Source organism: Cytobacillus sp. Hz8 (assembly GCF_042263505.1).
Lineage (GTDB): Bacteria > Bacillota > Bacilli > Bacillales > Cytobacillaceae > Bacillus_BE.
This window is the reverse complement of record NZ_JBHKFI010000011.1, coordinates 122,600-148,146: the sequence shown is the minus strand read 5'-3', so window position 1 is coordinate 148,146 and position 25,547 is coordinate 122,600. Positions and strand designations below refer to the sequence as shown.

Genomic DNA, 25,547 nt, shown 5'->3' with positions numbered 1-25,547 from the left:
ATGAGATGAATCAGCAAAAAACCCCGATTCCATTAAGAAATCGAGGTTTTATATTAACCGACATACGTTAATTGCTTGCCCACTTTAAATACTTGATCAATTGTTCCGCCACCTAAGCATTCTTCTCCTTGATAAAAAACAACAGCTTGTCCAGGAGTGACAGCGCGGATTGGTTCATCAAAGATAACCTTCACCAATCCATCTCCAAGATCTTCTACGGTTACTTTGTTATCTGGTTGACGATACCTAAATTTAGCTGTGCATTTTAGGCCCGATACCGGTCTGTGATTAGAGACCCAACTAATATCTGTCGCAATAATGGAATCGGAAAATAATTTTTCATTATCAAAGGATTGTCCTACCAGTAAGACATTTCTCTTTAAATCCTTTCCAATGACAAACCAAGGTTCTCCGGCACCACCAATTCCTAATCCATGTCGTTGACCAATGGTATAATACATAAGTCCATCATGACGGCCAACCACTTCTCCATCGAAGGTTTCCATATTTCCCTTTTGTGCAGGTAAATAATTGCTTAAAAATCCTTTGAAATTTCGTTCACCAATAAAACATATTCCCGTACTATCCTTTTTGGTCGCTGTGGCAAGATTTGCTTCCTTTGCAATTTCCCGAACTCTAGATTTTTTCATATTTCCTATTGGAAACATAACCTTCGATAATTGCTCCTGTGATAATTGATTCAAGAAATAGGTTTGGTCTTTATTTTCATCCAAACCACGAAGCATTTTATATTCCCCGTTCCGGTACTCCACCTTTGCATAATGACCTGTAGCTAAATAATCGGCTCCAAGCTTTAAGGCATGCTCCAAAAAGGCTTTAAATTTAATTTCTTTATTACACATCACATCTGGATTTGGCGTCCTACCCGCCTTATATTCTTCTAAAAAGTAGGTAAACACCTTATCCCAGTATTGTTTTTCAAAATTTACTGCATAATAGGGAATCCCAATTTGGTTGCAAACCTTAATGACATCCTCATAATCTTCTGTTGCTGTACATACACCATTTTCATCTGTGTCATCCCAGTTCTTCATAAAAATGCCAATGACATCATATCCTTGCTGTTTTAAAAGCAAAGCAGCAACGGATGAGTCAACGCCACCGGACATTCCAACCACTACGCGAGTATCTTTCGGTGCTTTTTTATTCATCTGTTTCACCTCGGCTTTCCACCCGTAATCCTACTTATGGATCGAGCGCTGAACAATTTTCGCAATTTCTTCAGAAGCTTGTTCAATTTGTGTCTTTGTATTGTTAAATCCAAAACTAAATCGGATCGAATTTCTTAATTTTTCGGAGTCTTTTCCAAACATGGCGACCAAAACATGAGAAGGGTCAATAGAACCGGCGGTACATGCTGAACCACTGGAAGTGGCAATTCCTGCTAGATCAAGATTTACGAGCATGGATTCCACATTGGTACCTGGAAAGCTTAAGTTTAATACATGTGGTAGGGAATTATCAATTAATCCGCTTATAGAAAAATCTACCTGATGTTTTTTGAGCGTATTTATCATGATAGTTTTAAATTCCATGTATTTCTCTTTTCGATCATCCATTTCCTCCTGCGCAATCATGACAGCTGTCATAAATCCAGCAATAGATGCTACATTTTCCGTTCCTGCCCGTCTTTTCCGTTCTTGTTCACCGCCGAACATTCTAGGAAGTAGCTTCACATGATGATTCGCATATAAAAAGCCAATCCCCTTTGGACCATTGATTTTATGTGCGGAAACACTTAAAAGATCGATCCCTAATTCTTTCACATTGATCTTTTCAATCCCATAGGCTTGGACGGCATCGGTATGAAAATAGGCTGAATGATCTTTTAAAAGCTCGCCAATTTCTTTGATGGGTTGAATCGTTCCAACCTCATTATTTCCATACATAATGGTTACTAATATCGTATCCTCTCGCAATTCATTCTGAACATCCTGAACCGATACTTTCCCATTTTCATCAACGGGTAAGTAGGTGACAGAATACCCCTTTTTCTCAAGCTGCTGACATGTATGAAGAACAGCATGATGTTCAATTTGAGTTGTGATGATATGCTTGCCTTTCGCCCTGTTGGCTTCAGCCACCCCCATAATAGCGAGGTTATCCGCTTCCGTACCACCACTGGTTATAATGATTTCATTTGCATTAGCGCCTAATGATGATGCTAAAATGTCTCTTGCTTGATCGACTATATGTCTTGCCTCTCTCCCAAAGGCATGAATACTTGACGGATTTCCAAATTGGTTTTCCATCGTTGAAACCATTCTGTCTATTACTTTTGGATGCATAGGAGAAGTCGCTGCATGATCCAAATAAATTCGATTCAATCATTTCACCTTCTTAAATAACTTCAATCATATATTAGTGTTTGCATTCCCCTAAATATAAAACATATAAGAATCTGGTTCGCTATCCTCTGAATGATTGGCTAAATCTTCAATCGTCGTATTATCTAAAACCTCTTTAACGGCATCGCGTATGCGAATCCAAAGCTCTCGTTTTGCTGGCTCCTCATTTTCGATTCCTTCAACTGGAGTAATAGGTCCTTCAAGAACCTTAATGATATCACCCGCTGTTATTTTGGAAGGCTGATCCCCTAATAAATAGCCGCCATATGCACCGCGAATACTCTTTACCAGTCCTGCATTTCTGAGTGGGGCAATCAGCTGCTCCAAATAATGTTCAGATAGTCCATTCGCATTCGCAATCGATTTCAATGAAACGGGTCCTTCGCCATGTTTTTTTGCTAATTCGATCATAATGGTAAGGCCATAACGACCTTTGGTAGAAATTTTCATATACGTTCACCTCAAAGTAATATCATTTCTTACTCTCATTTAAGTAATCATTTATTTTAACAACTAATATAGGTTGTAATATAAAGTGAAACTTCCATCAGTGGGGGTTTTCGACGCACAGGACGTGCTAGTGCAGACGTTGTGATTGACGTCGCGCTTTTAGTCTGCTATTCATCCCCCACTGATGGTTAGTCACGCAGAGCCTGATTGATTTTTCTAAGGGCTGAAGCCCAAAGAAAAATCTTATTTCACTTATCGGACCTTTACGGACAGTTGATCTCCCACTTATCTTCTTCGTATTCTCAGAATCTTGAAGTGGGAGTCAAAATGTCCGTTAAGAGTGGGATAAAACCACACGTTCATAAGCCACCAATTTAATTGTATCAAAAACCATACTATATTGATAGGCATTTGCGATTATAACATAATCTCCATAATATGATGCTTGAAACCATAGATATAAAGAAAAAGTATCAATAATTTGATACTTTTTCTTAATCCTTCTTAAATTCCTGCAGCTTATTATAAATTCCCGCCAGTCGCTTTTCCTGACCCGCTTCTGTTGGCGTATAATAGTGAACATCAGCCAATTCCTTGGGAAGATACTGTTGTTTAACCCAACCGCCAAAGGAACCAATGGGATAATCATGTGGATATAAATAGCCCACATGTCCCAGTGCCTTTGCACCCGCATAATGAGCATCCCGTAAATGTTTCGGAATCTCCCCCACTTTTCCATTTCTGATTCCTTCAATAGCCTTGTCAATGGATACTATTGCCGAATTGGATTTAGAAGAGAGGCACATCTCTATGACAGCAACTGATAATGGTATACGGGCTTCCGGAAGTCCTAATCTCTCACTTGCTGTTATTGCTGCTAGTACATTATTCCCAACAGTAGTATTGGCCAACCCAATATCTTCATAGCTGATGACAAGCAAACGGCGACTCACAGCTACTAAATCACCAATTTCCAGCAGATGGGCTAAGTAATAAAGGGCCGCATCAACATCGCTGCCACGAATGCTTTTTTGCAGGCATGAAAGGAGATTATAGAAATTAGAGCCTTTTTTATCGCCATATACCCCCACTTTATCGATTAAATCTGCAATCGTTTCATCTTCAATCACAAAGACACCATTTTCCTGTGACGAAGAGTAGACAATAGATTCAAGCATGGTTAATGATTTCCGGGCATCACCATTAGCGCCTTGAGCGATTTTCTTAATTTGTTCATTTGAAATTTGAATGGAAAGCTTCCCTAAGCCTTTTTTTTCATCCTTGACGGCACGTTGAAGAAGCTCTTCGATATCTGCTTCCTTCAATCTGGATAGCTGTTTAATTTGCCCACAACGACTGCGAATCGCAGGGTTTACATCATGAAAGGGGTTTTCAGTTGTTGCCCCAATAAGAATGATATCCCCACGTTCTACATGTGGCAACAGATAGTCCTGTTGAGCTTTATTAAAACGATGGATTTCATCTAAAAATAAAATCACTTTTCCAGTTAGTCTCGTTTCCTCTACAACCGCTTCCACATCTTTTTTTCCAGCTGTAGTCGCATTCAGGGCAATAAACGGGATGTTCGTAGTGCCGGCAATCGCAAAGGCGATGGACGTTTTCCCTGTCCCAGGCTCGCCATATAAAAGCATAGAAGGGACATAGCCATTTTGAATCATTTTATATAAACTCGTTTTCTTTCCTATTACCTCTTTTTGACCAACAATTTCATCTAAATGAGTCGGTCTCATCCGGTAAGCAAGTGGTTCACCATTCACTTTGATAACCTCCAACCTATTGCTAATCTAATTATATCGTTAATATCTGGACAATTAAATAAAATAGGCTGATGATTACTTGTGTAAAAAAAAGAGCAAGACGAAAAATCGTCCTGCCTTTTATTTCTCATCCTTCACCCGTTTAATTTCAATTCCTTTTAAAAGCTCCCTAACCACATAGCTTGCCTCAATCAAACCAGCAACAGAAGGAACAAAAGCATTTGATGCTGGTGGCATTTTAGCCTTTCGAATCTTTGCGTCATCCTTGCCAACAACTTTTCTAATCTCTTCGCGAATAACAACCGGGCTTTCATCAGAAAAGACAACCGGAATTCCCTTCTTAATTCCTTCTTTTCTTAAGCGGGTTCTAATCACCTTTGCAATAGGATCAGTATGTGTTTTTGAAATATCAGCAATTTGGAAACGTGTTGGATCCATTTTATTTGCCGCACCCATACTTGAAATGATGGGAATGTTTCGCTTTAAGCATTCCTTCATTAAATGAATTTTATAAGAGATTGTGTCCGATGCATCTACCACAAAATCAAGCCCGTAAGCAAAAATTTCTTCATAGGTTTCCTCTGTATAGAACATTTTTAAAGCAATGACTTCACACTCAGGATTTATATCTTTAATTCTTTCCTTCATTAAATCAGCTTTGGGCTTGCCAACCGTTGATAATAGAGCCATAATTTGACGATTGACATTGGTGATATCCACATCATCTTTATCAATTAGAATTAATTTCCCTACACCGGACCTTGCTAAGGCCTCTGCCGCAAAAGAGCCAACCCCGCCAATTCCTAGAACCGCTACTGTGCTTTTTCTTAATATTTCTAAACCTTCCTTACCAATTGCAAGCTCATTTCTCGAAAACTGATGTAACATTTATCTCAACTCCGACATAACAAAATTTAGAAAACACTTATTTTTTGTTTTTCCCGATATTGAATATAACATACTTTCTTTTAAAAACAAGTAGAGCAATAGGAATAATAATAATAAAAAGAGGCATAAAAAAGAGATGATCATTTTCGTGATCATCTCCGTAATTGTCTATTAAACGAAAGAGTCCCAATTGTGCCGTCGCTTTATGTGCCTTTGTTTTGATCCCGCTACTAGCAGGTGGGTGTTCTATTTTAAGCTTAGTAAGTCCTAAATCCATAGGCATTTACGCTACTTAAAAACTCCGAGCTCCCAAAGACGAAATGTTCGGTCAAAACTTTAGGTTATACAACGAGCACCTCAGGACTCTTTATTTTATTGAAATTATCATATCATAACAGATACTGATTTTCAAGAAAGGTGAGGGTAGCACAAATTGACTATTTTTTCACAGTTAATGCTAGATTCAACTCTTGTAATTGTGCCTTGCTTACCTCTCCAGGAGCATTGGTTAAGAGACAGCTTGCACTTGCTGTTTTTGGAAATGCAATCGTGTCACGAAGATTGCTTCTTCCAGCGAGCAGCATAATTAGACGGTCAAGGCCAATGGCAATTCCTCCATGTGGTGGTGTTCCATATTCAAATGCCTCCATGAGGAATCCGAACTGTGCTTTTGCATCTTCCTCAGTAAAGCCAAGCGCTTTAAACATTTTTTCCTGGATTTCACGTTCAAAAATACGCAGTGAACCACCGCCTAACTCATAGCCGTTAAGCACAATATCATAAGCTTGTGCACGGACTTCTTCTGGCTTCTCTTCAAGCAGTGGAAGATCCTCTCTAAATGGCATTGTGAAAGGATGGTGGGCTGCAGAATAGCGGCCAAGCTCTTCATTATATTCAAGAAGCGGCCAATCTGTTACCCATAAGAAATTAAATTTATTTTGATCAATTAAATCGAGCTCTTTTCCAAGCTTCAAACGAAGAGCGCCAAGTGCATCTGCAACAACACTTGTTTTATCAGCTACGAATAATAATAAGTCACCATTTTCGACTTCAAGTGTTGCTTTAATACCGATTTGCTCTTCTTCAGAGATAAATTTTGCAATTGGGCCTTTTAAGCCATCTTCCTCAGCCTTAAACCATGCTAATCCCTTTGCTCCGTATACCGCTACAAATTCAGTTAAAGCATCAATATCTTTACGTGAATACTTTTCAGCACCCTGTTTCACATTTATTGCTTTTACTTGTCCGCCTGAGGAAAGGGCACCAGCAAATACTTTAAAGCTAGAATTCTGCAGTATTTCAGATAGATCAACAAGCTCCATATCAAAGCGGGTATCTGGTTTGTCAGAGCCATAACGATCCATTGCTTCTTTATATTTCATGCGCGGGAATGGAGTTTGAACCTCTATTCCTTTTACATCCATCATTATTTTTTTCATCATGCTTTCCATTAGCGCAATGATATCATCTTGACTCATGAAGCTTGTTTCAATATCGACCTGTGTGAATTCTGGTTGACGGTCCGCACGTAAATCTTCATCGCGGAAACAACGAGCAATTTGATAATAGCGTTCAAATCCACCAACCATCAGAAGCTGCTTAAATAACTGTGGTGATTGTGGAAGTGCATAAAATTCACCAGGATGAACACGGCTTGGCACTAAATAATCACGTGCCCCTTCTGGAGTACTTTTTGTTAAGATCGGTGTTTCCACATCTAAAAATCCTTCGCTATCTAAGAAGTTACGAATCACCTGTGTGACTTGATGACGCATTTTAAATGTTTCAAACATCACAGGTCGTCGCAGATCCAAATAACGATATTTTAATCGAACATCCTCTGAGACGTCGGTTTGATCAGAAATGATAAAAGGAGGTGTTTTGGCTTCATTTAAAATAACCACCTTTTCCGCCTTCACTTCTATTTTGCCTGTTTTCAAGTTATCATTGAAGGTACCTTCTGAACGTGCTATAACCTCTCCTTCAATATCCAGTACATATTCATTACGAATTTTTTCTGCTGTCCTCAAAGCTTCAGCAGATGTTTCCGGATTAAAAACGACTTGGATAATCCCTGTACGGTCGCGAAGATCAATAAAAATCACACCGCCAAGGTCACGTCTTTTTTGGACCCAGCCTTTTAATTTAACTTTTTCACCGATAGCCGCTTCTGGAACCTCTCCGCAGAAATAAGACCTTCCAAACATGTTGATGATCCCCCTATTTATTTAGTAATGTAAATTGATCGATAAATTGATCTAATTCTAATTCTGTCTGTTCACCTGTTTTCATTGATTTTACATTGATTTTATTAGCCTTCAGCTCATCTTCTCCAAGAATCGCAACATAGCTTGCTTGCAGTCGATCCGCTGCTTTAAACTGCGCTTTAATTTTTCGATTGAGATAATCGCGCTCTGCTGAATAGCCGGCCGACCGCAGTTGTTGAAGTAGAGATACGGAGTAATCCTTTGCTTCATCTCCTAAAGCAACCACATAGCAATCGATGCCTTTATTCAGCGAAAGCTCAATGCTTTCTGCCTCTAAAGCTGCGATAAAACGTTCAATGCTTAAGGCAAAGCCAATACCTGGGGTTTCCGGTCCTCCAATTTCTTCAACCAATCCATTGTATCGACCTCCACCACAAAGGGTGGTAATAGAACCGAATCCTTCTGCATCACTCATGATTTCAAAGGCTGTATGATTATAATAATCAAGACCACGAACAAGATTTGGATCAATTTCAAATGGAATGTTTAGTGCTGTTAAATACTTCTGCACCTTTTCAAAATAATTTTTAGATTCTTCATTTAAGTAATCGATTATGGAAGGCGCAGATTTCATTAATTCATGATTGTGATCCTTTTTACAATCCAAAATCCTCATTGGATTTTTTTCTAAGCGATTTTGACAATCATGACAGAACTCGCCAATACGTGGGCGAAAATATTCTATTAATGCTTCGCGGTGAGCATTTCTACTTTCTTTATCACCTAAGCTATTAATAACTAATTTGAGTTTTTTCAAACCGAGGGCTTGATATAAATGCCTGGCAAGCGAAATCACTTCTGCATCAATGGCTGGATCAGCACTTCCTAATGCCTCAATGCCAAATTGAACAAATTGACGAAAGCGACCCGCTTGTGGACGTTCATAACGAAACATAGGTCCCATGTAATAGAGCTTTACTGGCTGATTAGCCTCACCAAACATCTTGTGTTCCACAAAAGCTCTAACGGTTGATGCAGTACCTTCTGGGCGAAGAGTAATGCTTCTTCCTCCACGATCTTCAAAGGTATACATTTCCTTTTGGACAATATCAGTCGTATCGCCCACACTTCTTAAAAATAATTCGGTATGTTCAAAAATGGGGGTGCGGATTTCTTTATATTGATAGAGATCACAAAGCTCTCTTGCTTTTGCTTCAATTAACTGCCATTTTTCAACATCCCCTGAACGAATATCCTGCGTTCCTCTTGGTATTTGAATGGACATCATAAACCTCCCTTATATGTATCAAATTCTTTAGGAACCAAAATAAAAAACCCCCATCCCTTGTAATCATACAAGGGACGAGAGTTATCATTTCCCGTGGTGCCACCCTAGTTGAAATGCCAAAAGCTCTGACATTTCCACTTTTACAGTTAACGCCTGTGAACGTTCATCTCCTACTAAAAATGGATATTTCAGAGAGAAGCCTATAGAGTGTTCCTTCATTAAGTCACAATGGAGAAATGCTTTCAGCCGGGGACATTTCCTCTCTTTCCACGTGGTTCCTAATTACTATTCTCTGTCATTGGTTGTTCTTATTTCATTTTCATACAAGTCATGAAAAATCTTTTTTGAAAAATACCTCTAATGAAGTATTACTTTATCTCTATAATAATACGTAGCTATGATAGAAAAGTCAATAGCTCCTGTGTTTTTTCAAAAATGCTTTACACAAGATTAGGAGCGCCCCAGTTGTTTTTTTAATTTCTGTACATCTTTAATGGATATCCCAAATTCTGAAGCTAGTTCTACCATATTGGCATTTTGTTCTTTTTGAATAAAATCATGAAAATCCACCCCAAATAATTGATTTTCTCCTGCTTGAGAAGTCATTCCCTTTTCGCTAAATCGCATCGATTGTCACCTCTTTAGTTCATCTGACTTTTAGTGTTCCCATCAATGCAAAAAATGTTACAAGAAAGTTGTCTAAAAATGTTTGTCAAACTTTGTGGACAAAATCTCTCTCGATTTTAAAAGGAATTATTAATTTTTAATAGAAATGATATAGAACCACAAATAGGATCAAAAATCTTTCTACTAACCAATATGTCCAATGCCAAATTTCGTTTCAAGATACTGATTAAGGGGGAATGCTCCTTGCCTAAACAAAGAACGATATCCTTCATTACAGCGCTTCTCTTCCTTTCTATTTTGTTTGGACCCTCTTTTGCAAAGGCAGAAAAGCAAACGATTATCATTTCTGATGAAATCGTCAACATACGCGAAGGTCCCGGACTAGAATATCCAATACTAGCAAAAGCTTCAAAAAACGAAAGTTATTCCCTACTAAAGGAAGAAGGAGATTGGAGTCTCATTGAAATTGGGAATAACCAAAAAGGATGGGTTGCAAACTGGCTCATTACAAAATCACCAACATTGAATAGCAAAAAAGCAGAAAGAAAAGCCACTTCAAATGCTGATCATTTAAGGGTAAGAAAAGAACCAAGCACGAATGCTGAAATCATCGGGGTCATGAATAAGGGGGAAAGCTTCACCATTCTGAAAACCAAACAGAATTGGGTAAAACTTTTAACACCAGCAGGAGATGGCTGGGTTTATAAAGAGTATGTGATGATTCATTCTCAAGCATCTCCCAAAAGCACAAGTGAGGATAAAGATGAAGTTAAAAAAATGGTGGAAGAAAAAAATGTCATGATCCTCCAAGACAAAACCAATATTCGTACTGGTCCCGATTTATCCTATGATATTATTCAAAAAGCAAATTCAGGTAATACATTTCCAATTATCGAATCTGAAAAAAATTGGTATAAAATACGACTAGCAAATGGTGACAGCGGCTACGTGGCCGCTTGGGTCGTTTCTTTAGAAAATACCAATGGCCAAAGCAAACAAAAAAATCCACTGAAAAATAAAGTCATTGTGATTGATCCCGGTCACGGAGGTCAGGATAAAGGAACCACTGGTTTTTCTAGCACAAATGAAAAAGATTTAACGTTACGGACAGCGAAGCTACTAGCTGAACAGTTAGAATCAGCAGGAGCAACCGTTGTTTTAACGAGGGTGACTGATACTTTTCTCTCTTTGCCTTCAAGAGTAAAAATTGCAGGAAAAGAGAATGCTGATGCCTTTATAAGCATCCATTACGATAGTATTTTCGATTCAAGCATTCAAGGTGTGACAACCTATTACTACCACTCCTATCAAAAACCACTCGCAATTGAGGTTCATTCAGCCCTTTCTGGTTTATCAATCATGAAGGACAGAGGTCTTAAGTTTGGTGATTACCATGTTTTACGAGAAAACACGCAAAAAGCGATTCTCCTTGAGCTTGGGTATTTAAGCAATCCAACGGAAGAAAAGCTTGCTAAGAGTGAACAGTATCAAAAGCTTGTCTCAAGTGCTATCTTTGAGGGATTGAAACATTATTTCAGCAAATCCTATTAATTATTTGAATCATTTCCTCTAATAAACCTAAAAAAATAAGGTGGCTCAAAAAAGTCATTTTTCAAGAGTCACCTCAAATATTATTTATTGGTTATTGATTTAAAATCATTATTTACTTTCTACTATTAATGTCACAGGCCCATCATTGATTAAATGTACATCCATCATTTCCCCAAACTTGCCTGTTTCCACCTGAATTCCTTTAGCTTGCAAATAGCGATTAAAGGCATCGTATATCTTAAGCGCATGATCAGGTCGAGCCGCATCCATGAAATTAGGTCTTCTTCCTTTGCGGCAGTCGCCATATAATGTAAATTGAGAAACGGATAAAATTCCGCCCCCCACATCTAATAAGGACAAATTCATTTTCCCTGCCCCATCTTCAAAAACACGAAGATGAGAAATTTTATCAGCAAGAAATTCTGCATCCTTTTCAGTATCGTCATGAGTGACACCTACAAGCAGCATGAATCCTTTTCCAACAGCACCAACCATTTCTCCTGCTACCTTCACATTTGCTTCTTTACAGCGTTGCACAACGATCCGCATCTTTTTTAACTCCTTGTCTAACAGTTCTTACCTTTCCTTTTAACTTGCTAAATGGCCGCCTACCATAGATTTGCTCGATTAGTTCATAATTCGACGAACAGAATAGATTTCAGAAATTTGTTTAATCCGTTCCACCACTTTATGCAAGTGACTCACATTTAAGATGGATATCGACATATTAATGGTCACCATTTTATTACGGTCCGTTCGACCAGAAACGGCTGAAATATCGGTTTTCGATTCATTTACTACCTGGAGAACCTCATTTAATAACCCTCTGCGGTCATAGCCAGTAATTTCGATTTCAACATTGTATTCTTTTCGCGTCGTCAGACCGGTTTCCCATTCTACCTCAATTAATCTTGCCTTAGCATCTTCCGTCTCAATATTTGGACAATCGGCACGATGAACGGAAACCCCTCTTCCTTTTGTAATAAAACCGACGATTTCATCTCCCGGTACTGGATTACAACAGCGAGATAATCGAATTAAGAGATTATCAATCCCTGCAACTCTAACTCCAGATTCTCGTTTTTTCGTCTGAGGGTAGGTTTTTAAATCAGAAACAGCATGTTTGATCGTGCTTATTTGTTCTAAGTCCCGCTGCTTTCGCCATTTTTCCGTCAATCGATTGGCAATTTGCAAAGCGGTAATGCCATTATATCCAACAGCAGCATACATATCCTCAACATTGGCAAAGTTAAATTTCTCAGCTACTCTTTTAATATTCTCTGCTGTCAATATTTCCTTCACATCAAAATCCATGCTGCGGATTTCTTTTTCTACTAGCTCCCTGCCTTTTTCGACATTTTCTTCTTTTCTTTGTTTCTTAAAGAATTGTCTAATCTTACTCTTGGCCTGAGAGGTTTGGGCAAGCTTGACCCAATCCTGACTTGGTCCATACGAATGTTTGGAGGTAAGAATTTCGATAATATCTCCTGTTTTTAAAACATAGTCGAGCGTGACCATCTTTCCATTAACCTTTGCCCCAATGGTTTTATTCCCTATCTCCGAATGGATACGGTAGGCAAAATCAATTGGAACGGAACCCGACGGCAATTCGATGACATCTCCTTTTGGGGTAAAGACAAAGACCATATCGGAAAATAAGTCAATTTTAAGAGATTCCATAAATTCTTCGGCATTTGTTGTTTCGTCCTGAATATCTAAAATCTCTCTAAACCATGTTAGCTTTTCTTCAAATGAAGAAGATTCATTGACCGTTTTTCCTTCTTTATACGCCCAGTGAGCGGCAATCCCGAATTCTGCGATACGATGCATTTCCACTGTCCGAATTTGGACTTCAAGCGGCTCACCCTTAGGACCTATAACAGTCGTATGAAGTGACTGATACATATTTGGCTTAGGCATTGCAATATAATCTTTAAAACGGCCAGGCATTGGCTTCCAGCATGTATGAATAATCCCTAGCACCGCATAGCAATCCTTAATACTGCTCACTACAATTCTTACTGCAAGAAGATCATATATTTCATTGAACTGCTTATTTTGTAATGCCATTTTGCGATAGATGCTATAAATATGCTTTGGACGTCCTGAAATCTCTGCTTTAATAGAAACCTCATTCATCCTCATTTTTACCTCTTCGATTACTTCCTCTAAATATTGCTCACGTTCTGCTCTTTTTTTCTTCATCAAATTTACAATGCGATAATATTGCTGAGGATTTAAATAGCGTAAAGCTGTATCTTCTAATTCCCATTTAATCTTGGAAATTCCTAATCGATGAGCCAAAGGAGCAAATATCTCTAATGTTTCATTAGAAATCCTTCTTTGCTTTTCAGCTGGAAGATGTTTAAGGGTTCTCATATTATGCAAACGATCAGCTAATTTTATTAATATTACGCGAATATCCTGAGCCATGGCCACAAACATTTTCCGATGGTTTTCTGCTTGCTGTTCTTCCTTAGACATGTATTTAATTTTTCCGAGTTTTGTGACACCGTCGACTAACATCGCAATTTCATCGTTAAAGATTTTCCGTAAATCATCTAAAGTAACCGGAGTATCCTCAACGACATCATGAAGAAAACCAGCAGCCACCGTTGAAGGATCCATTTGCAAATCGGCTAGAATTCCAGCAACTTGAATGGGATGAATGATATACGGTTCACCTGATTTTCGAAATTGATCACGATGAGCATACTTGGCAAATTCATATGCTTTCTTCACCAATTCTACATTCTCATCATTTAAATATTGCTTTGTTCGATCGATGACTTGTTCGGCGGTCAAAACCTGATCATTCGCCATATAATCACCTTTGATTTCTATAATTTCTTTTATTTAATAATTACTATATGATTTTTATTACTTGAAAAAATTGAATGATTGTTACTATTATCTTGAAAAAAAAGCAATATGTAAAGAGATTGAAATTTATTTTTCATGGGAATTTAAAAAAATGTCGAAAAAATAGATTTGAGCGCTCTTTTTCTTCCAATTTCAAGAAAATTATAGATATATAAAGTGAAACTTCCATCAGTGGGGGTTTTCGACGCACAGGACGTGAAGTGTGCAGACGTTGCGATTGACATCGCGCTTTTAGTCTGCCATTCATCCCCCACTGATGGTTAGTCACGCAAAGCCTGATTGATTTTTCTAAGGGCTGAGGCCCAAAGAAAAATCTTATTTCACTTATTCACGCTCATAACGCCACGTCCTGTGGCTTCGCCTGACTAGGACCTTAATCCCTCGTCGGACCTTTACAGACAGTTGATCTCCCACTTATCTTCTTCGTATTCTCAGAATCTTGAAGTGGGAGTCAAAATGTCCGTTAAGAGTGGGATAAAGAAAAAACTCACCGTTTGGCGAGCCTTCAGACGAAGATAGAGGTGCTAATTTATACCTTCTTAAAGTACAAAAAGAGCGCTATTTCTTAGCGCTCTTTTCGGTTTACTATTTATGCAAATTATAAGGATTTCTCATTAGAACTGCATCAAAGTTAAGACATCATAACCATCAAGCTTGCTGCGACCATCTAAATAAGTTAATTCAATGAGAAAAGCAATCCCTGCAACAACACCACCAAGCTGCTCCACTAATTTAATCGTAGCTTCAATCGTTCCACCTGTAGCAAGAAGATCGTCCGTAACTAAAACCCTTTGTCCAGGTTTGATGGCGTCTTTATGAATGGTAAGAACATCCTTCCCATACTCAAGACCATACTCAACCTTTACAGTTTCTCGTGGAAGTTTTCCTTCTTTACGGACAGGGGCAAATCCTGCCTCTAATGAATAGGCAACCGGGCATCCGATAATAAAGCCTCTTGCTTCAGGTCCTACAACAAGGTCTATTTGTTTTTCACAAGCATATGCCACGATTTGATCTGTCGCATATTTATATGCTTTCCCATCATCCATTAATGTGGTGATATCTTTAAATTTAATTCCAGGTTTTGGCCAATCCTCTACAATTGTAACATATGGTTTTAAATCCATTCTTCCATTGCCTCCTCAATTTTCATCTGCCCTTGAAGCATTTCATCAAACCACTGATGTAGTTCTTGGAATGAGGAATATAACAAATCCTGTTCAAGTGCAAAATGGGCTTGCTTCATACGATAAACAAGCGATTCTGTTAAATCATGTTTCTGCATACTCTTATTTAAGAAAATAAATCCATTGTCTATTTTAACAAATTCTAATTCAGAAAACACCTCTGACATAAAATCAATTGTGTCTCTTGTCCATCCGCGATATTTCGCTAATTCATCGCCAAATCTTCCAATATCAAAAGGGGCTTTCTTTAAGAGAAAAGCATAATACCATTTAAAATGCTCTCGAGTTGGCATCGTACTAAAGAAGTCGCTTTTTTCCTGATAAAAATGCGCATATATTCTTTCTGGTTTTTTCCCTTTAAGCAACCCTTCAAGTAAATCTTTATTTGATGGCATATCAACTAATACAACATTAGAATCATCAATTGATAATTCTTGTGCAGATGTTTCGCAATCAACGATGTCAAAATCAACGGCAAAGTATCTTTGTAACTTCCCTTTATTCTCATGATTGAACAAGATCCATTTTGTATTTTCTTTAGGAATCGCACTAACTAATTGATGCATTCGTTTTTGTCCCCGGTAATCAAAAAGCTGCCACGAGGAGACTGCAATATCCTGTAGGAAAATTTGTGGTTTACGAATATTATTCCATTCATTAATGGAAAGCTCTCCAGTCACGGATAATTTTGCGAGTGGGGAGATGCCCTCATATAAATGTCCTAGTCCAAACCCAACTCCATCTAAACTGGTGTTATCAGTGGATAAGGTCAGCTTTAAATGACTCTGATCAGAGCCGATTTTTCTTATTTGCGAAAAGCCAACTTGCTGAACCAAAACCTTTGGCTTTGGATTATCCACTCCATATGGAGAAAGTAATCCCATTTCCTCAATCGCACTCAAGTTGATTTCATCCATTTTTATTTCACAATCCACCGTTGTAACCGGAATAAAATCTTTTTCTGTCAACTGTTCTTTTGCTAGTCCATTTAAACGGTCTCTGAATTGGACTACATCACTTAAATTTAAGGTCATCCCTGCTGCCATAGGGTGTCCACCAAAATGCGGTAAAATATCACGACAGGTGGATAAATTCTTAAATAAATCGAAACCGATAATACTTCTTGCAGATCCTTTAGCTAAGCCCTTTTCTTCATCATAGCTAAGTACGATCGTTGGTCGGTAATATTTTTCAACCAGTTTCGATGCAACAATTCCAATCACTCCAGCATTCCAACCGGTCCCTCCGACAACCAAAACGGCGTTATCTTTGATTGGATAATGCTCTTCCACTTCTTTAATGGCTTTCTCTGTAATTTCCGCAACGATTGTCTGTCTTTCTTTATTTAATCGATCAATTTTTGTTGCTAACTCGTCCGCCTCAACAGGATTATTCGTTAAAAGAAGATGGACAGCTGGTTCTGCACGATCAAGTCTTCCCATCGCATTAATCCTTGGAGCGATAACAAAGCCAATCGTCTCTTCATCAATCGTTGAAAGTTGCCCTCCTGCCTTTTTAAGCAATGCTAATAAGCCTAAATTTTCGGTTTCCTTGAGCTTTTTAAGACCTTTTTTCACAATTAATCGATTTTCATCTGTAAGTGAAACAAGATCCGCTACTGTTCCGATGGCTGCAATTTCTAAGAGATGCTCTGGAACGCATTTGTATAACGCATGGGAGAGCTTAAAGGCTACGCCAACACCCGCTAAATCGCGAAAGGGGTACTCACTATTCTCCAATTTGGGATGAACAATAGCATAGGCATCAGGCAGCTCAGGCCCAGGCTCATGGTGGTCGGTGATAATCAAATCAACCCCTAATTCCTTTGCGACTTGTGCTTCATGTATTGCCGCAATTCCAGTATCAACAGTAATGATCAGGCGAATGCCAAGACTTGCAACATTTCTAAAAGCAGTTTCATTCGGACCGTACCCTTCCGTAAAACGATTGGGAATGTAAAAATCTACATTCGCCCCTAGTTCAGTTAAGGTATACATAATGACAGTTGTACTTGTAACTCCATCCGCATCATAATCACCATATATTAAAATAGGCTCTTGTGTTTCGATTGCCTTATGAATTCTTAAGACAGCTTTCTCCATTTCAGGCAATAAAAAAGGATCGTGAAAATCCTGATTGGTTTCATATAAAAAACTCTTTGCTGATTCAGGTGTTCGCAATCCCCGATTAACAAGTAAAGAAGCCACAAGAGGAGTGATGTTCAGCTCCGAAATGAGTCTTTCAACCTGTTCTTGATCTGGTTCACGAACAATCCATCGACTTTTTGGTTTTAACATACGCCCACCTCTTTAGAGATATTATTATACAGGAGCCTTTATTTTGATTCAATGTAAGTTCGTTGACAATCACCTACGAAATCCGAACAACAAGAAATCAGTTCATCTTCTAAAAAGCCATAAAGAAAACTCGCCGATTGGCAAGCCTTCAGGCGAAGACAGAGGCGTAGTTGCCCTTATACTTTATTCCTAAAATTGGCCACTACCTCGATCTTCATCACCGCTGCCAATTTATACTTTCTTAAAGTGCAAAAAAAAAGGAGGGACTGCCCTCCTAACCGAACTAAAAAGCTCTAACCATTTTAAATTCGCGAAAATGAAACAGTCCCTTGATTTTTACATTTTATACTTGTGGTTCATCTGAAATCATTCGTTTTTTCTTCGTCGTTTTAATTGTACCTTTTTTCTTCAATTCCTTCACTTTTAACACATACCATATTTGCGCTGCGATACAAATAGAGGAATAGACACCGCCTACTAATCCAAAGAGAAGAGCAATCGAGAAGTTACGAATAGACTCACTTCCAAAAATCAGAAGGGTAATAACTGGGATTATAACCGTCAAAACCGTATTGACTGAACGCGTTAAGGTTTGTCTTATCCCAACATTGATTACTTCTGCAATATCCTCTGGTGTTTTCAACCGTTTCTTCTTAATCATGGATTCACGCATCCGGTCAAAGGTAACAATCGTGTCATTAATAGAATAACCAATAATCGTTAAGACAGCCGCGATAAAGGTCAAATCGACTTCAAGTCGAGTAATGGCAAAAAATCCGATAATCATGATGACATCATGAATTAAGGCAAGAACTGCTGAAATCCCCATTGCTGTCTCAAAGCGGAAGGCAACATAAATGATAATTCCAATGGAAGCAATCGCCACTGAAATCAGGGCATTTTTCGCTAATTCCTTACCAACCATTGGTGAAACGGTACTTACATTTGGTTCATTTCCAAATTCCTTTTTAAAGTGAGATTTTAAATCGGCAATCTCATTTTTTGATAATACTCCTTTTAATCTTGCCACACCAATATCTTTCTTATCTCCTGAGATGACAACATCCTCTGTTTTAATATGCAACTGTTTAAACTGTGATTGTACTTCCTCTGAAGTCAATGGTTGCTTGGATAACAACTCAATCCGTGTACCACTTGAAAAATCAATGCTAAGATTCAAGCGAACAAAAATAATCGCAATAATTGATGCAGCTAAAAGAATCCCTGAAATCGTGAAAAATTTCTTCCGATTATGCACAAAATCCAGTTTATCAAAATGAGTTGGAATTTGCAGCGTATCGATGTTTTCGGAAATCTTATGGATATCCTTTTGCTTAACGCCAAACCAACCAGGTCTCTTGTCAAATAAACCACTGTGTACCCATAATCCAAGCAGTAATCTGGAACCGTATACGGCTGTGATAAAGCTGACGAGGATACTGATAATCAACATCGTCGCAAACCCTTTAACAGAGCTGTTTCCATAGAAGAATAACACACCTGCTGCTAAAAGGGTCGTAATATTTGCATCAAAGATGGACGTAAAAGCTCCGGCACTCCCAGCTTTATAGGCAGATTTAATGCTTCTACCGACTTTTATTTCTTCCTTAATCCGCTCATACGTGATGATATTGGCATCGACTGCCATCCCGACCCCGAGGATTATCGCCGCAATTCCCGGCAGCGTCAGCACACCGTTCATCCAGTCAAAGACCAGTAATATTAAATAAATATAGACGGATAAAGCAACGGTTGCCACGAACCCTGGTAAGCGATAATACAAAAGCATAAATAGGAAAATAATTGCAATTCCGACTACTCCTGCAAATATCGTTTCATTTAATGCTTGTTCTCCAAATTTGGCACCAACTGAAGTTGAGTACACTTCTTTTAATTTAACTGGCAAAGCCCCTGCATTTAATAAGTTAGCTAATGTTTTCGCTTCTTCAACCTTGAAATCACCCACGATTGAAACGGTATCCTGATTAAACACTTGGCTTACACGAGGTGCAGAAAGATAGCCTGGATCCTTTTTCGCTGCTTCCGCTTTAAACGAATCCTTACCTTCGTTAAAATCTAACCAAATGACAAGTAGATTATTAGGTTCACCCATATTCACAATTTTCTGGGTCACATCTCTAAATTTGTTTGCACTTTTCAATGTTAAAGATACACTCGGGTTCCCATTTTCATCGAAGGTTTGCTTCGCTCCACCCTCTTTTAAATCCGTGCCATCCATCATTTTCTTATCATTCACATCGCGGAACGTTAGGTTCGCTTGTGTAGAAAGAATTTCACGTGCTTTATTTTGGTCCTTAACACCTGCTAGTTGCACACGAATGCGGTCTTTTCCTTCAATTTGTATGTTCGGCTCACTCACACCGAGCACGTTGACACGTCGATCAAGAGCGTCCACCGTATTGGCTAAAACTTTCTTGTCAATTTCTTGTCCCTTTTTCGCTGGTTCTACCTTATATAAAACCTCAAAACCACCTTGAAGGTCCAGCCCAAGCTTGATATTTTCTAGGATGTTCTTAGCTGTTCCACCGACTAGCCCGCCTAACAAAAGCACTAGTAGCAGGAAAGCAACAATTCTACTGCGTTTAACCATTATGTATAAATCCTCCTTAATTCAAGGCCTAAATAACCACAATCTCTCTTGGAATCAGAATGATGCTATTTTTATAAAATCAACATTCTCATTATGAAACAGATTGGAAAAGCTGTCAATTTATGAACGTGAACATTCAATGCCAATTTCAAGAAAACTGTTTTTTTTGACAAAGAAATCTCTCATTCATTTAGGTAAAAAGTCATAGCCCTACTTTAATAATTCCTTTAAATCATCTCCGTTAACAAAATAAAATTCAGATTCTTTAAAGGCTTCTACGGTAACAAAACTCATGTACTCACCGGCGTCAACAGATAAAATATCTTGCACAATTTCAAAAAGCTTCATCTCTTCCTTCGGCTTTTTCCACTTTTTTTTAGTTAAAAATTTCCACAATGTATCTTCTAATACTGTACCATATCCAAGAAGTTCAAATTCTTCCAATTTACTTTTCAAAGCAGGCTGTACTTGGTTGCGAAAGTGATCATATTTATGGCCGATGTTCATATCGAGCCGCCTCCTCTTACCTTTTTAAATTAATATTTATCTCAACCTTGTCATGCTTTGTCCACATCATTGCATATAGTTAATTGTAAATGATATCACCATTTTTGAGAAGGCAGGGAAATGGATGTCTAAGTTTTTAAAAGGGACCGTTATTTTATTAATTGCGGGCTTGGTAACAAGAGTACTAGGGTTTATTAATCGGATTGTCATTGCCCGTTTTATTGGGGAAGAAGGAGTAGGGTTATATATGATGGCCTTCCCTACACTAATCCTCGTCATCACCATTACACAATTAGGGTTACCGGTTGCCATCTCGAAAAATGTCGCAGAGGCTGAAGCACTAGGAGACGTTAAAAAAATAAAAAAAATCCTAGTCGTTTCTCTAAGCACTACCATTACTTTATCCGTTCTCTTCACACCTGCTCTCATTTTTCTTGCGCCCTATCTTGCTCATACCTTGTTTACAGACCCAAGAACTCAATTACCGTTATTAGCCATTGCCCCGATTGTTCCGATCGTGGCCATATCATCCGTATTAAGGGGCTATTTTCAAGGGAAACAAAATATGAAGCCTGCTGCTATCTCACAAGTGATTGAACAAACCTTCCGCATTGCCTTGATTGCCTTCATGACAAAAAAGTTTTTGCCTTATGGCGTTGAGTATGCTGCAGCGGGTGCGATGTTGGCCTCTGTGATTGGAGAATTGTCATCACTGATTTATTTGTTAACAAGCTTTAAATTAAAAAAACGTTTTCGGTTGAGAGGGCGCTTCTTTCATCATGTTCAAACTGGAAAACAAACGTTTAAAGAATTAATGCAAATTGCCATCCCGACTACCGGGAGTAGACTAATCGGAAATGTTTCCTGGTTCCTAGAACCAATCGTTGTTTCTCAAGCATTAGCCCTAGCGGGTGTGACAACAATTCTTGCAACAAGGCAATACGGAGCGTTAACTGGTCTTGCCATGCCCTTGTTAATGCTTCCCTCCTTTATAACGAATTCTCTATCGACCTCACTAGTCCCTGCAATTAGTGAAGCAAATTCTCGTCATGATAAAAAAATGATAGAGCATCGCTTACAGCAGGCTTTACGTTACGTTTTTATTACTGGAGGGATTTCCGTTGTCATTCTCTATGTATTATCTGAGCCTTTAATGAAAGTCATGTATGGCTCTTCAAGTGGATCCTTTTTTATAAAGCTGATGGCACCCTTTTTCCTTCTGCAATATTATCAAGGTCCACTACAGGCTACACTCCAGGCATTAAACCTGGCGAGAGCCGCCATGATTAATAGTTTTCTTGGGGCTTTGGTCAAAACAGTAGTCATCCTTTTATTGGCAAGTCAACCCAGCTTTGGAATTAATGGGGCAGCCATCGGTATTGTAGTTGGGATTTTACTCGTGACCTTACTTCATTTTGCCACTGTCGTAAAAGCCATTTCTTTTACCTTTTATGTTCGAGACTATGTCAAAACCATTCTTGCCATAACCATTACTGGAATGGTTGGTTCCTTTGTTTTTTCAAGTATGTCCGATCATCTTCAGCTAACTCTCAATTTGTTCACGACAACAGTAATTATGGTGATTCTTTATTCCATACTCATTATTCTCTTCGGACTTATTTATAAAAATGAATTTACCCGCATTCCGTTAATTGGAAAATTTTTGTCACGATTTGTTTCTTCCTAATAAGTAAAGGTAAAATGATTAGCTTTTTCAATTCTGTTGTAAACACCTTATTTTTCATCGTTTAAATAGCAATAAAAGGATACTTTTTCAAATTTAAAACCACCTTTTCATTCTACTTTTCATGTGTTGTGAATATGCATGTACTATAAGAAACAAGCTGTGCGAATTCTTCAGGTAATTGGATTTTAAGAAAGGGGATCAAAAAATGGAGGAATCAAAGAAAATAGGTAGTTCAATTTTATATGGGATTATTACAATTTTTTTATTGTTAATCGTGACTAGCTTTGTGATGTCCATCCTATTGAAATTTACTTCTCTCCAAGAATCTTCCCTCCAATTTGTTGTAACAGCCATTTCATTTATTACATTATTTCTGGGTGGCTTTATTTCAGGTGGACGGGGAAAACAAAAAGGATGGCTGCTTGGTAGTTTAACGGGGCTTGTCTTTTCTTTAATTATATTCTTATTTCAATTTTTGGGATTAAATCGATTATTTTCTATGGAAACATTGATTTATCATACTTGCTATATTTTAACGGCCATGATGGGTGGAATCCTGGGAGTGAATATGACCACAAAATCGCGTAACACATGAAGAATAATACTTCATTGGATTATGTAGAAAAAAATAAGCTGACTCCAAAGTTTTGGAGTCAGCTATTTTTCTTAATCCTCTGATGATTTAACATCACGGATTGCAACACGGTCATATGTCAGATGACTTCCATCACCGCATTTAATAACAACCGTATCTTCATCAATTGAATCAATTGTACCATGAAGACCGCCGATTGTCACAATCTTGTCACCTTTTTTTAAACTGCTCTGCATTTGTTGAACATTTTTTTGGCGCTTTTGTTGTGGACGAATTAATAAAAAGTAGAACAAAACAAACATTAATAACAGAGGACCTATTGTGCCTACTAAACCTTCCATTCTATTTCCTCCTTTCAAGCTTTATTAAAAGTTTCTAGCATCCGGTTTGTTGAAGCCATAACGCTCAAAAAACTCTTCTCTAAAGTCACCCAAGCGATCCTCACGAATAGCTTGTCTGACCTCTTCCATTAATTTTAACAGAAAATGCAGGTTATGATAAGATGTAAGTCGAATTCCGAATGTTTCGTCACAACGAATAAGATGACGAATATAAGCGCGCGTATAATTCTTGCATGTATAGCAGTCGCAATGCTCATCTAGCGGGCGATAATCACGTGCATATTTTGCATTTTTGATAACAAGACGCCCTTCGCTTGTCATACAAGTGCCATTTCTCGCAATTCTAGTTGGTAAAACGCAATCAAACATATCAATTCCGCGAATGGCCCCATCAATTAATGAATCTGGTGAACCTACTCCCATTAAATATCTTGGCTTATTTGTTGGTAATAGTGGGGTTGTAAATTCAAGCATGCGATTCATTACATGCTTCGGTTCGCCAACAGACAATCCACCTACTGCATAGCCAGGAAAATCTAATGATACTAAATCCTTGGCGCTTTGCTTACGCAGTTCCTCGTATTCCCCCCCTTGGACAATTCCAAATATCCCTTGATCGTTTGGGCGAGTATGAGCATTTAAACATCTTTCTGCCCATCTTGAAGTTCTTTCTACTGATTTCTTCATGTATTCGAATGTAGCAGGATATGGTGGACATTCATCAAAGGCCATCATAATATCGGAGCCAAGGGCATTTTGAATTTCCATCGCTTTTTCCGGTGAGAGAAATAACTTATCACCATTTAAGTGATTACGGAAATGAACACCTTCTTCTTCTATTTTACGAAAATCACTCAAACTGAATACTTGGAATCCACCTGAATCCGTTAATATGGAACGGTCCCAATTCATAAATTTATGCAATCCCCCTGCTTCCTTCACAATATCATGACCAGGTCGTAACCAGAGATGATAGGTATTACTTAAGATAATATTGGCGGACATTTGCTTCAATTCTTCAGGGGACATGGTTTTTACTGTTGCCAAGGTTCCTACCGGCATAAAGATTGGGGTCTCAAAGGAACCATGCGGGGTGTGAACCCGTCCTAAGCGAGCACCTGTTTGTTTACATGTTTTGATTAATTCATATTTAATTGCTGTCAAATTTGCTACCTCCTGAATGGAACTTCTCCTTAATTTAACAAGAGGAAATTGGTGTCTCTCCTATTAAATATGGACGTTTCTATATAAGAAGCATCGCATCTCCAAAACTAAAGAAGCGATATCTTTCCTTTACGGCTGTTTCATACGCTTTAAGAACATGTTCTCTACCTGCTAAAGCACTTACTAGCATAATGAGAGTTGATTTTGGTAAATGGAAATTCGTAATCATCCCGTCAATCGCTTTAAACTCATAGCCTGGGAAAATAAAGATGCTTGTCCACCCAGACCCCGCTACAAACTTCCCATCATATTTACTTGCTATGGTCTCAAGTGTTCTCGTTGAGGTGGTTCCTACGGTAATAATGCGTCCACCATTTGCCCTTACTTCGTTCAGCAAACGGGCAGTTTCTTCTGAGACTTGGTAAAACTCAGAATGCATCTCATGCTCATCGACATCATCGACACTTACAGGTCGAAAGGTTCCTAAACCTACATGTAAGGTAATAAAGGCTAAATGAACACCCAAAGATTTAATTTCTTCCAATAATTCTTCCGTAAAATGGAGCCCTGCAGTTGGTGCTGCAGCAGAACCTCTCTCCTTTGCATAGACGGTTTGATAACGTTCTTGATCATCCAATTGTTCCTTTATGTATGGTGGAAGAGGCATTTCCCCTAATTGATCGAGAACCTCATAGAAGATACCTTCATACCGAAATGAAAACAATCTTCCTCCATGATCAGAGGTTCCTACACAGATTGCTTTTAAAAGACCATCTCCAAACAGAATCTCAGTCCCTTCTTTTACACGCTTAGCTGGCTTTACAAGAGTCTCCCATGTATCTCCTTCTGTTTGTTTTAAAAGGAGCACCTCTATTTTAGCCCCTGTATCTTTTTTTTCACCAAAAAGACGGGCAGGTAATACTCTTGTGTCATTTAATACTAAACAATCTCCTTTTTTTAAGTAGGAGGTAATATTTTTAAAAATATCGTGTCGAATATTTCCATTCTCTTTATCAAGCACCATTAAACGGCTGCTTGTACGATCCGCAAGAGGTACTTGTGCAATTAATTCCTCTGGTAAATGGAAATCAAATAAATCTACTTTCATGTTGTCACC

20 protein-coding genes, 1 other RNA gene and 1 other annotated feature are annotated in these 25,547 nt (G+C 38.4%); of the genes, 3 read left to right on the top strand and 18 right to left on the bottom strand.

What is annotated here, in order from left to right; genetic code table 11:
- Positions 1 to 53: 53 nt before the first annotated feature.
- The 9 genes from mnmA to ACE38V_RS14660 form a co-directional block, all read right to left on the bottom strand.
- Positions 54 to 1,172: a tRNA 2-thiouridine(34) synthase MnmA gene (gene mnmA, locus ACE38V_RS14700; protein WP_375842309.1), complete on the bottom strand. Its 1,119-nt coding sequence runs from the start codon at positions 1,170 to 1,172 to the stop codon at positions 54 to 56.
- A 30-nt stretch (positions 1,173 to 1,202) separates the two neighbouring features.
- Positions 1,203 to 2,348 (bottom strand): cysteine desulfurase family protein, encoded by a 1,146-nt coding sequence (locus tag ACE38V_RS14695; protein WP_375842295.1) that lies wholly within the window; start codon positions 2,346 to 2,348, stop codon positions 1,203 to 1,205.
- A gap of 51 nt (positions 2,349 to 2,399) precedes the next feature.
- Positions 2,400 to 2,819: a cysteine metabolism transcriptional regulator CymR gene (cymR, locus tag ACE38V_RS14690; protein WP_375842293.1), complete on the bottom strand. Its 420-nt coding sequence runs from the start codon at positions 2,817 to 2,819 to the stop codon at positions 2,400 to 2,402.
- A gap of 494 nt (positions 2,820 to 3,313) precedes the next feature.
- Positions 3,314 to 4,597, bottom strand: a complete 1,284-nt coding sequence (locus ACE38V_RS14685) for a replication-associated recombination protein A (RefSeq protein ID WP_375842292.1) — start codon at positions 4,595 to 4,597, stop codon at positions 3,314 to 3,316.
- A gap of 120 nt (positions 4,598 to 4,717) precedes the next feature.
- Positions 4,718 to 5,485 carry a tRNA threonylcarbamoyladenosine dehydratase gene (locus ACE38V_RS14680; protein WP_375842291.1) on the bottom strand — a complete coding sequence of 256 codons (768 nt, stop codon included), beginning with the start codon at positions 5,483 to 5,485 and terminating at the stop codon, positions 4,718 to 4,720.
- Between the two features lie 179 nt (positions 5,486 to 5,664).
- Positions 5,665 to 5,852: non-coding RNA, 6S RNA (gene ssrS, locus ACE38V_RS14675), on the bottom strand.
- A gap of 70 nt (positions 5,853 to 5,922) precedes the next feature.
- Positions 5,923 to 7,692, bottom strand: a complete 1,770-nt coding sequence (gene aspS, locus ACE38V_RS14670) for an aspartate--tRNA ligase (RefSeq protein ID WP_375842289.1) — start codon at positions 7,690 to 7,692, stop codon at positions 5,923 to 5,925.
- Positions 7,693 to 7,705: 13 nt separating this feature from the next.
- Complete coding sequence (hisS, locus tag ACE38V_RS14665; protein WP_375842287.1) at positions 7,706 to 8,977, bottom strand: histidine--tRNA ligase; 1,272 nt, start codon at positions 8,975 to 8,977, stop codon at positions 7,706 to 7,708.
- Between the two features lie 70 nt (positions 8,978 to 9,047).
- Positions 9,048 to 9,288: a binding site (T-box leader), on the bottom strand.
- Positions 9,289 to 9,430: 142 nt separating this feature from the next.
- Positions 9,431 to 9,607 carry a hypothetical protein gene (locus ACE38V_RS14660; RefSeq protein ID WP_375842285.1) on the bottom strand — a complete coding sequence of 59 codons (177 nt, stop codon included), beginning with the start codon at positions 9,605 to 9,607 and terminating at the stop codon, positions 9,431 to 9,433.
- Positions 9,608 to 9,850: 243 nt separating this feature from the next.
- Here ACE38V_RS14660 and ACE38V_RS14655 point away from each other — a divergent pair, with 243 nt between their 5' ends.
- Positions 9,851 to 11,158 carry an N-acetylmuramoyl-L-alanine amidase family protein gene (locus ACE38V_RS14655; protein WP_375842283.1) on the top strand — a complete coding sequence of 436 codons (1,308 nt, stop codon included), beginning with the start codon at positions 9,851 to 9,853 and terminating at the stop codon, positions 11,156 to 11,158.
- A 108-nt stretch (positions 11,159 to 11,266) separates the two neighbouring features.
- On the opposite strand, the gene dtd is transcribed toward ACE38V_RS14655, so the two are convergent.
- The 6 genes from dtd to ACE38V_RS14625 all read right to left on the bottom strand — a co-directional run bounded on the left by dtd (position 11,267) and on the right by ACE38V_RS14625 (position 20,643).
- Positions 11,267 to 11,707, bottom strand: coding sequence for a D-aminoacyl-tRNA deacylase (gene dtd / locus ACE38V_RS14650; RefSeq protein WP_375842281.1), 441 nt, complete (start codon positions 11,705 to 11,707; stop codon positions 11,267 to 11,269).
- Between the two features lie 78 nt (positions 11,708 to 11,785).
- The gene (locus ACE38V_RS14645; protein WP_375842279.1) at positions 11,786 to 13,981 is read right to left on the bottom strand and encodes a RelA/SpoT family protein; all 2,196 of its coding nucleotides are present in this window, start codon (positions 13,979 to 13,981) and stop codon (positions 11,786 to 11,788) included.
- 674 nt (positions 13,982 to 14,655) lie between these two features.
- The gene (locus ACE38V_RS14640) at positions 14,656 to 15,168 is read right to left on the bottom strand and encodes an adenine phosphoribosyltransferase (RefSeq protein WP_375842277.1); all 513 of its coding nucleotides are present in this window, start codon (positions 15,166 to 15,168) and stop codon (positions 14,656 to 14,658) included.
- A complete protein-coding gene (gene recJ, locus ACE38V_RS14635) occupies positions 15,159 to 17,525 on the bottom strand; it encodes a single-stranded-DNA-specific exonuclease RecJ (protein WP_375842275.1) in 2,367 nt (788 codons plus the stop codon). Before recJ ends, ACE38V_RS14640 begins: the two co-directional genes overlap by 10 nt.
- Positions 17,526 to 17,868: 343 nt before the next feature.
- Positions 17,869 to 20,136, bottom strand: a complete 2,268-nt coding sequence (gene secDF, locus ACE38V_RS14630) for a protein translocase subunit SecDF (protein ID WP_375842273.1) — start codon at positions 20,134 to 20,136, stop codon at positions 17,869 to 17,871.
- Positions 20,137 to 20,346: 210 nt separating this feature from the next.
- On the bottom strand, positions 20,347 to 20,643 hold the full coding sequence (locus ACE38V_RS14625) for a post-transcriptional regulator (protein ID WP_375842271.1): 297 nt from the start codon (positions 20,641 to 20,643) through the stop codon (positions 20,347 to 20,349).
- A gap of 124 nt (positions 20,644 to 20,767) precedes the next feature.
- On the opposite strand from ACE38V_RS14625, the gene spoVB reads away from it, so the two are divergent.
- Both spoVB and ACE38V_RS14615 read left to right on the top strand, forming a co-directional pair.
- The gene (gene spoVB, locus ACE38V_RS14620; RefSeq protein WP_375842269.1) at positions 20,768 to 22,330 is read left to right on the top strand and encodes a stage V sporulation protein B; all 1,563 of its coding nucleotides are present in this window, start codon (positions 20,768 to 20,770) and stop codon (positions 22,328 to 22,330) included.
- 205 nt (positions 22,331 to 22,535) lie between these two features.
- Positions 22,536 to 22,925 carry a TIGR04086 family membrane protein gene (locus tag ACE38V_RS14615; protein ID WP_375842268.1) on the top strand — a complete coding sequence of 130 codons (390 nt, stop codon included), beginning with the start codon at positions 22,536 to 22,538 and terminating at the stop codon, positions 22,923 to 22,925.
- Between the two features lie 71 nt (positions 22,926 to 22,996).
- On the opposite strand, the gene yajC is transcribed toward ACE38V_RS14615, so the two are convergent.
- The 3 genes from yajC to queA all read right to left on the bottom strand — a co-directional run bounded on the left by yajC (position 22,997) and on the right by queA (position 25,538).
- The gene (yajC, locus tag ACE38V_RS14610) at positions 22,997 to 23,266 is read right to left on the bottom strand and encodes a preprotein translocase subunit YajC (protein WP_375842267.1); all 270 of its coding nucleotides are present in this window, start codon (positions 23,264 to 23,266) and stop codon (positions 22,997 to 22,999) included.
- A gap of 24 nt (positions 23,267 to 23,290) precedes the next feature.
- Positions 23,291 to 24,430: a tRNA guanosine(34) transglycosylase Tgt gene (gene tgt / locus ACE38V_RS14605; protein WP_375842265.1), complete on the bottom strand. Its 1,140-nt coding sequence runs from the start codon at positions 24,428 to 24,430 to the stop codon at positions 23,291 to 23,293.
- Positions 24,431 to 24,509: 79 nt separating this feature from the next.
- Positions 24,510 to 25,538: a tRNA preQ1(34) S-adenosylmethionine ribosyltransferase-isomerase QueA gene (queA, locus tag ACE38V_RS14600; protein ID WP_375842264.1), complete on the bottom strand. Its 1,029-nt coding sequence runs from the start codon at positions 25,536 to 25,538 to the stop codon at positions 24,510 to 24,512.
- Positions 25,539 to 25,547: the final 9 nt, after the last annotated feature.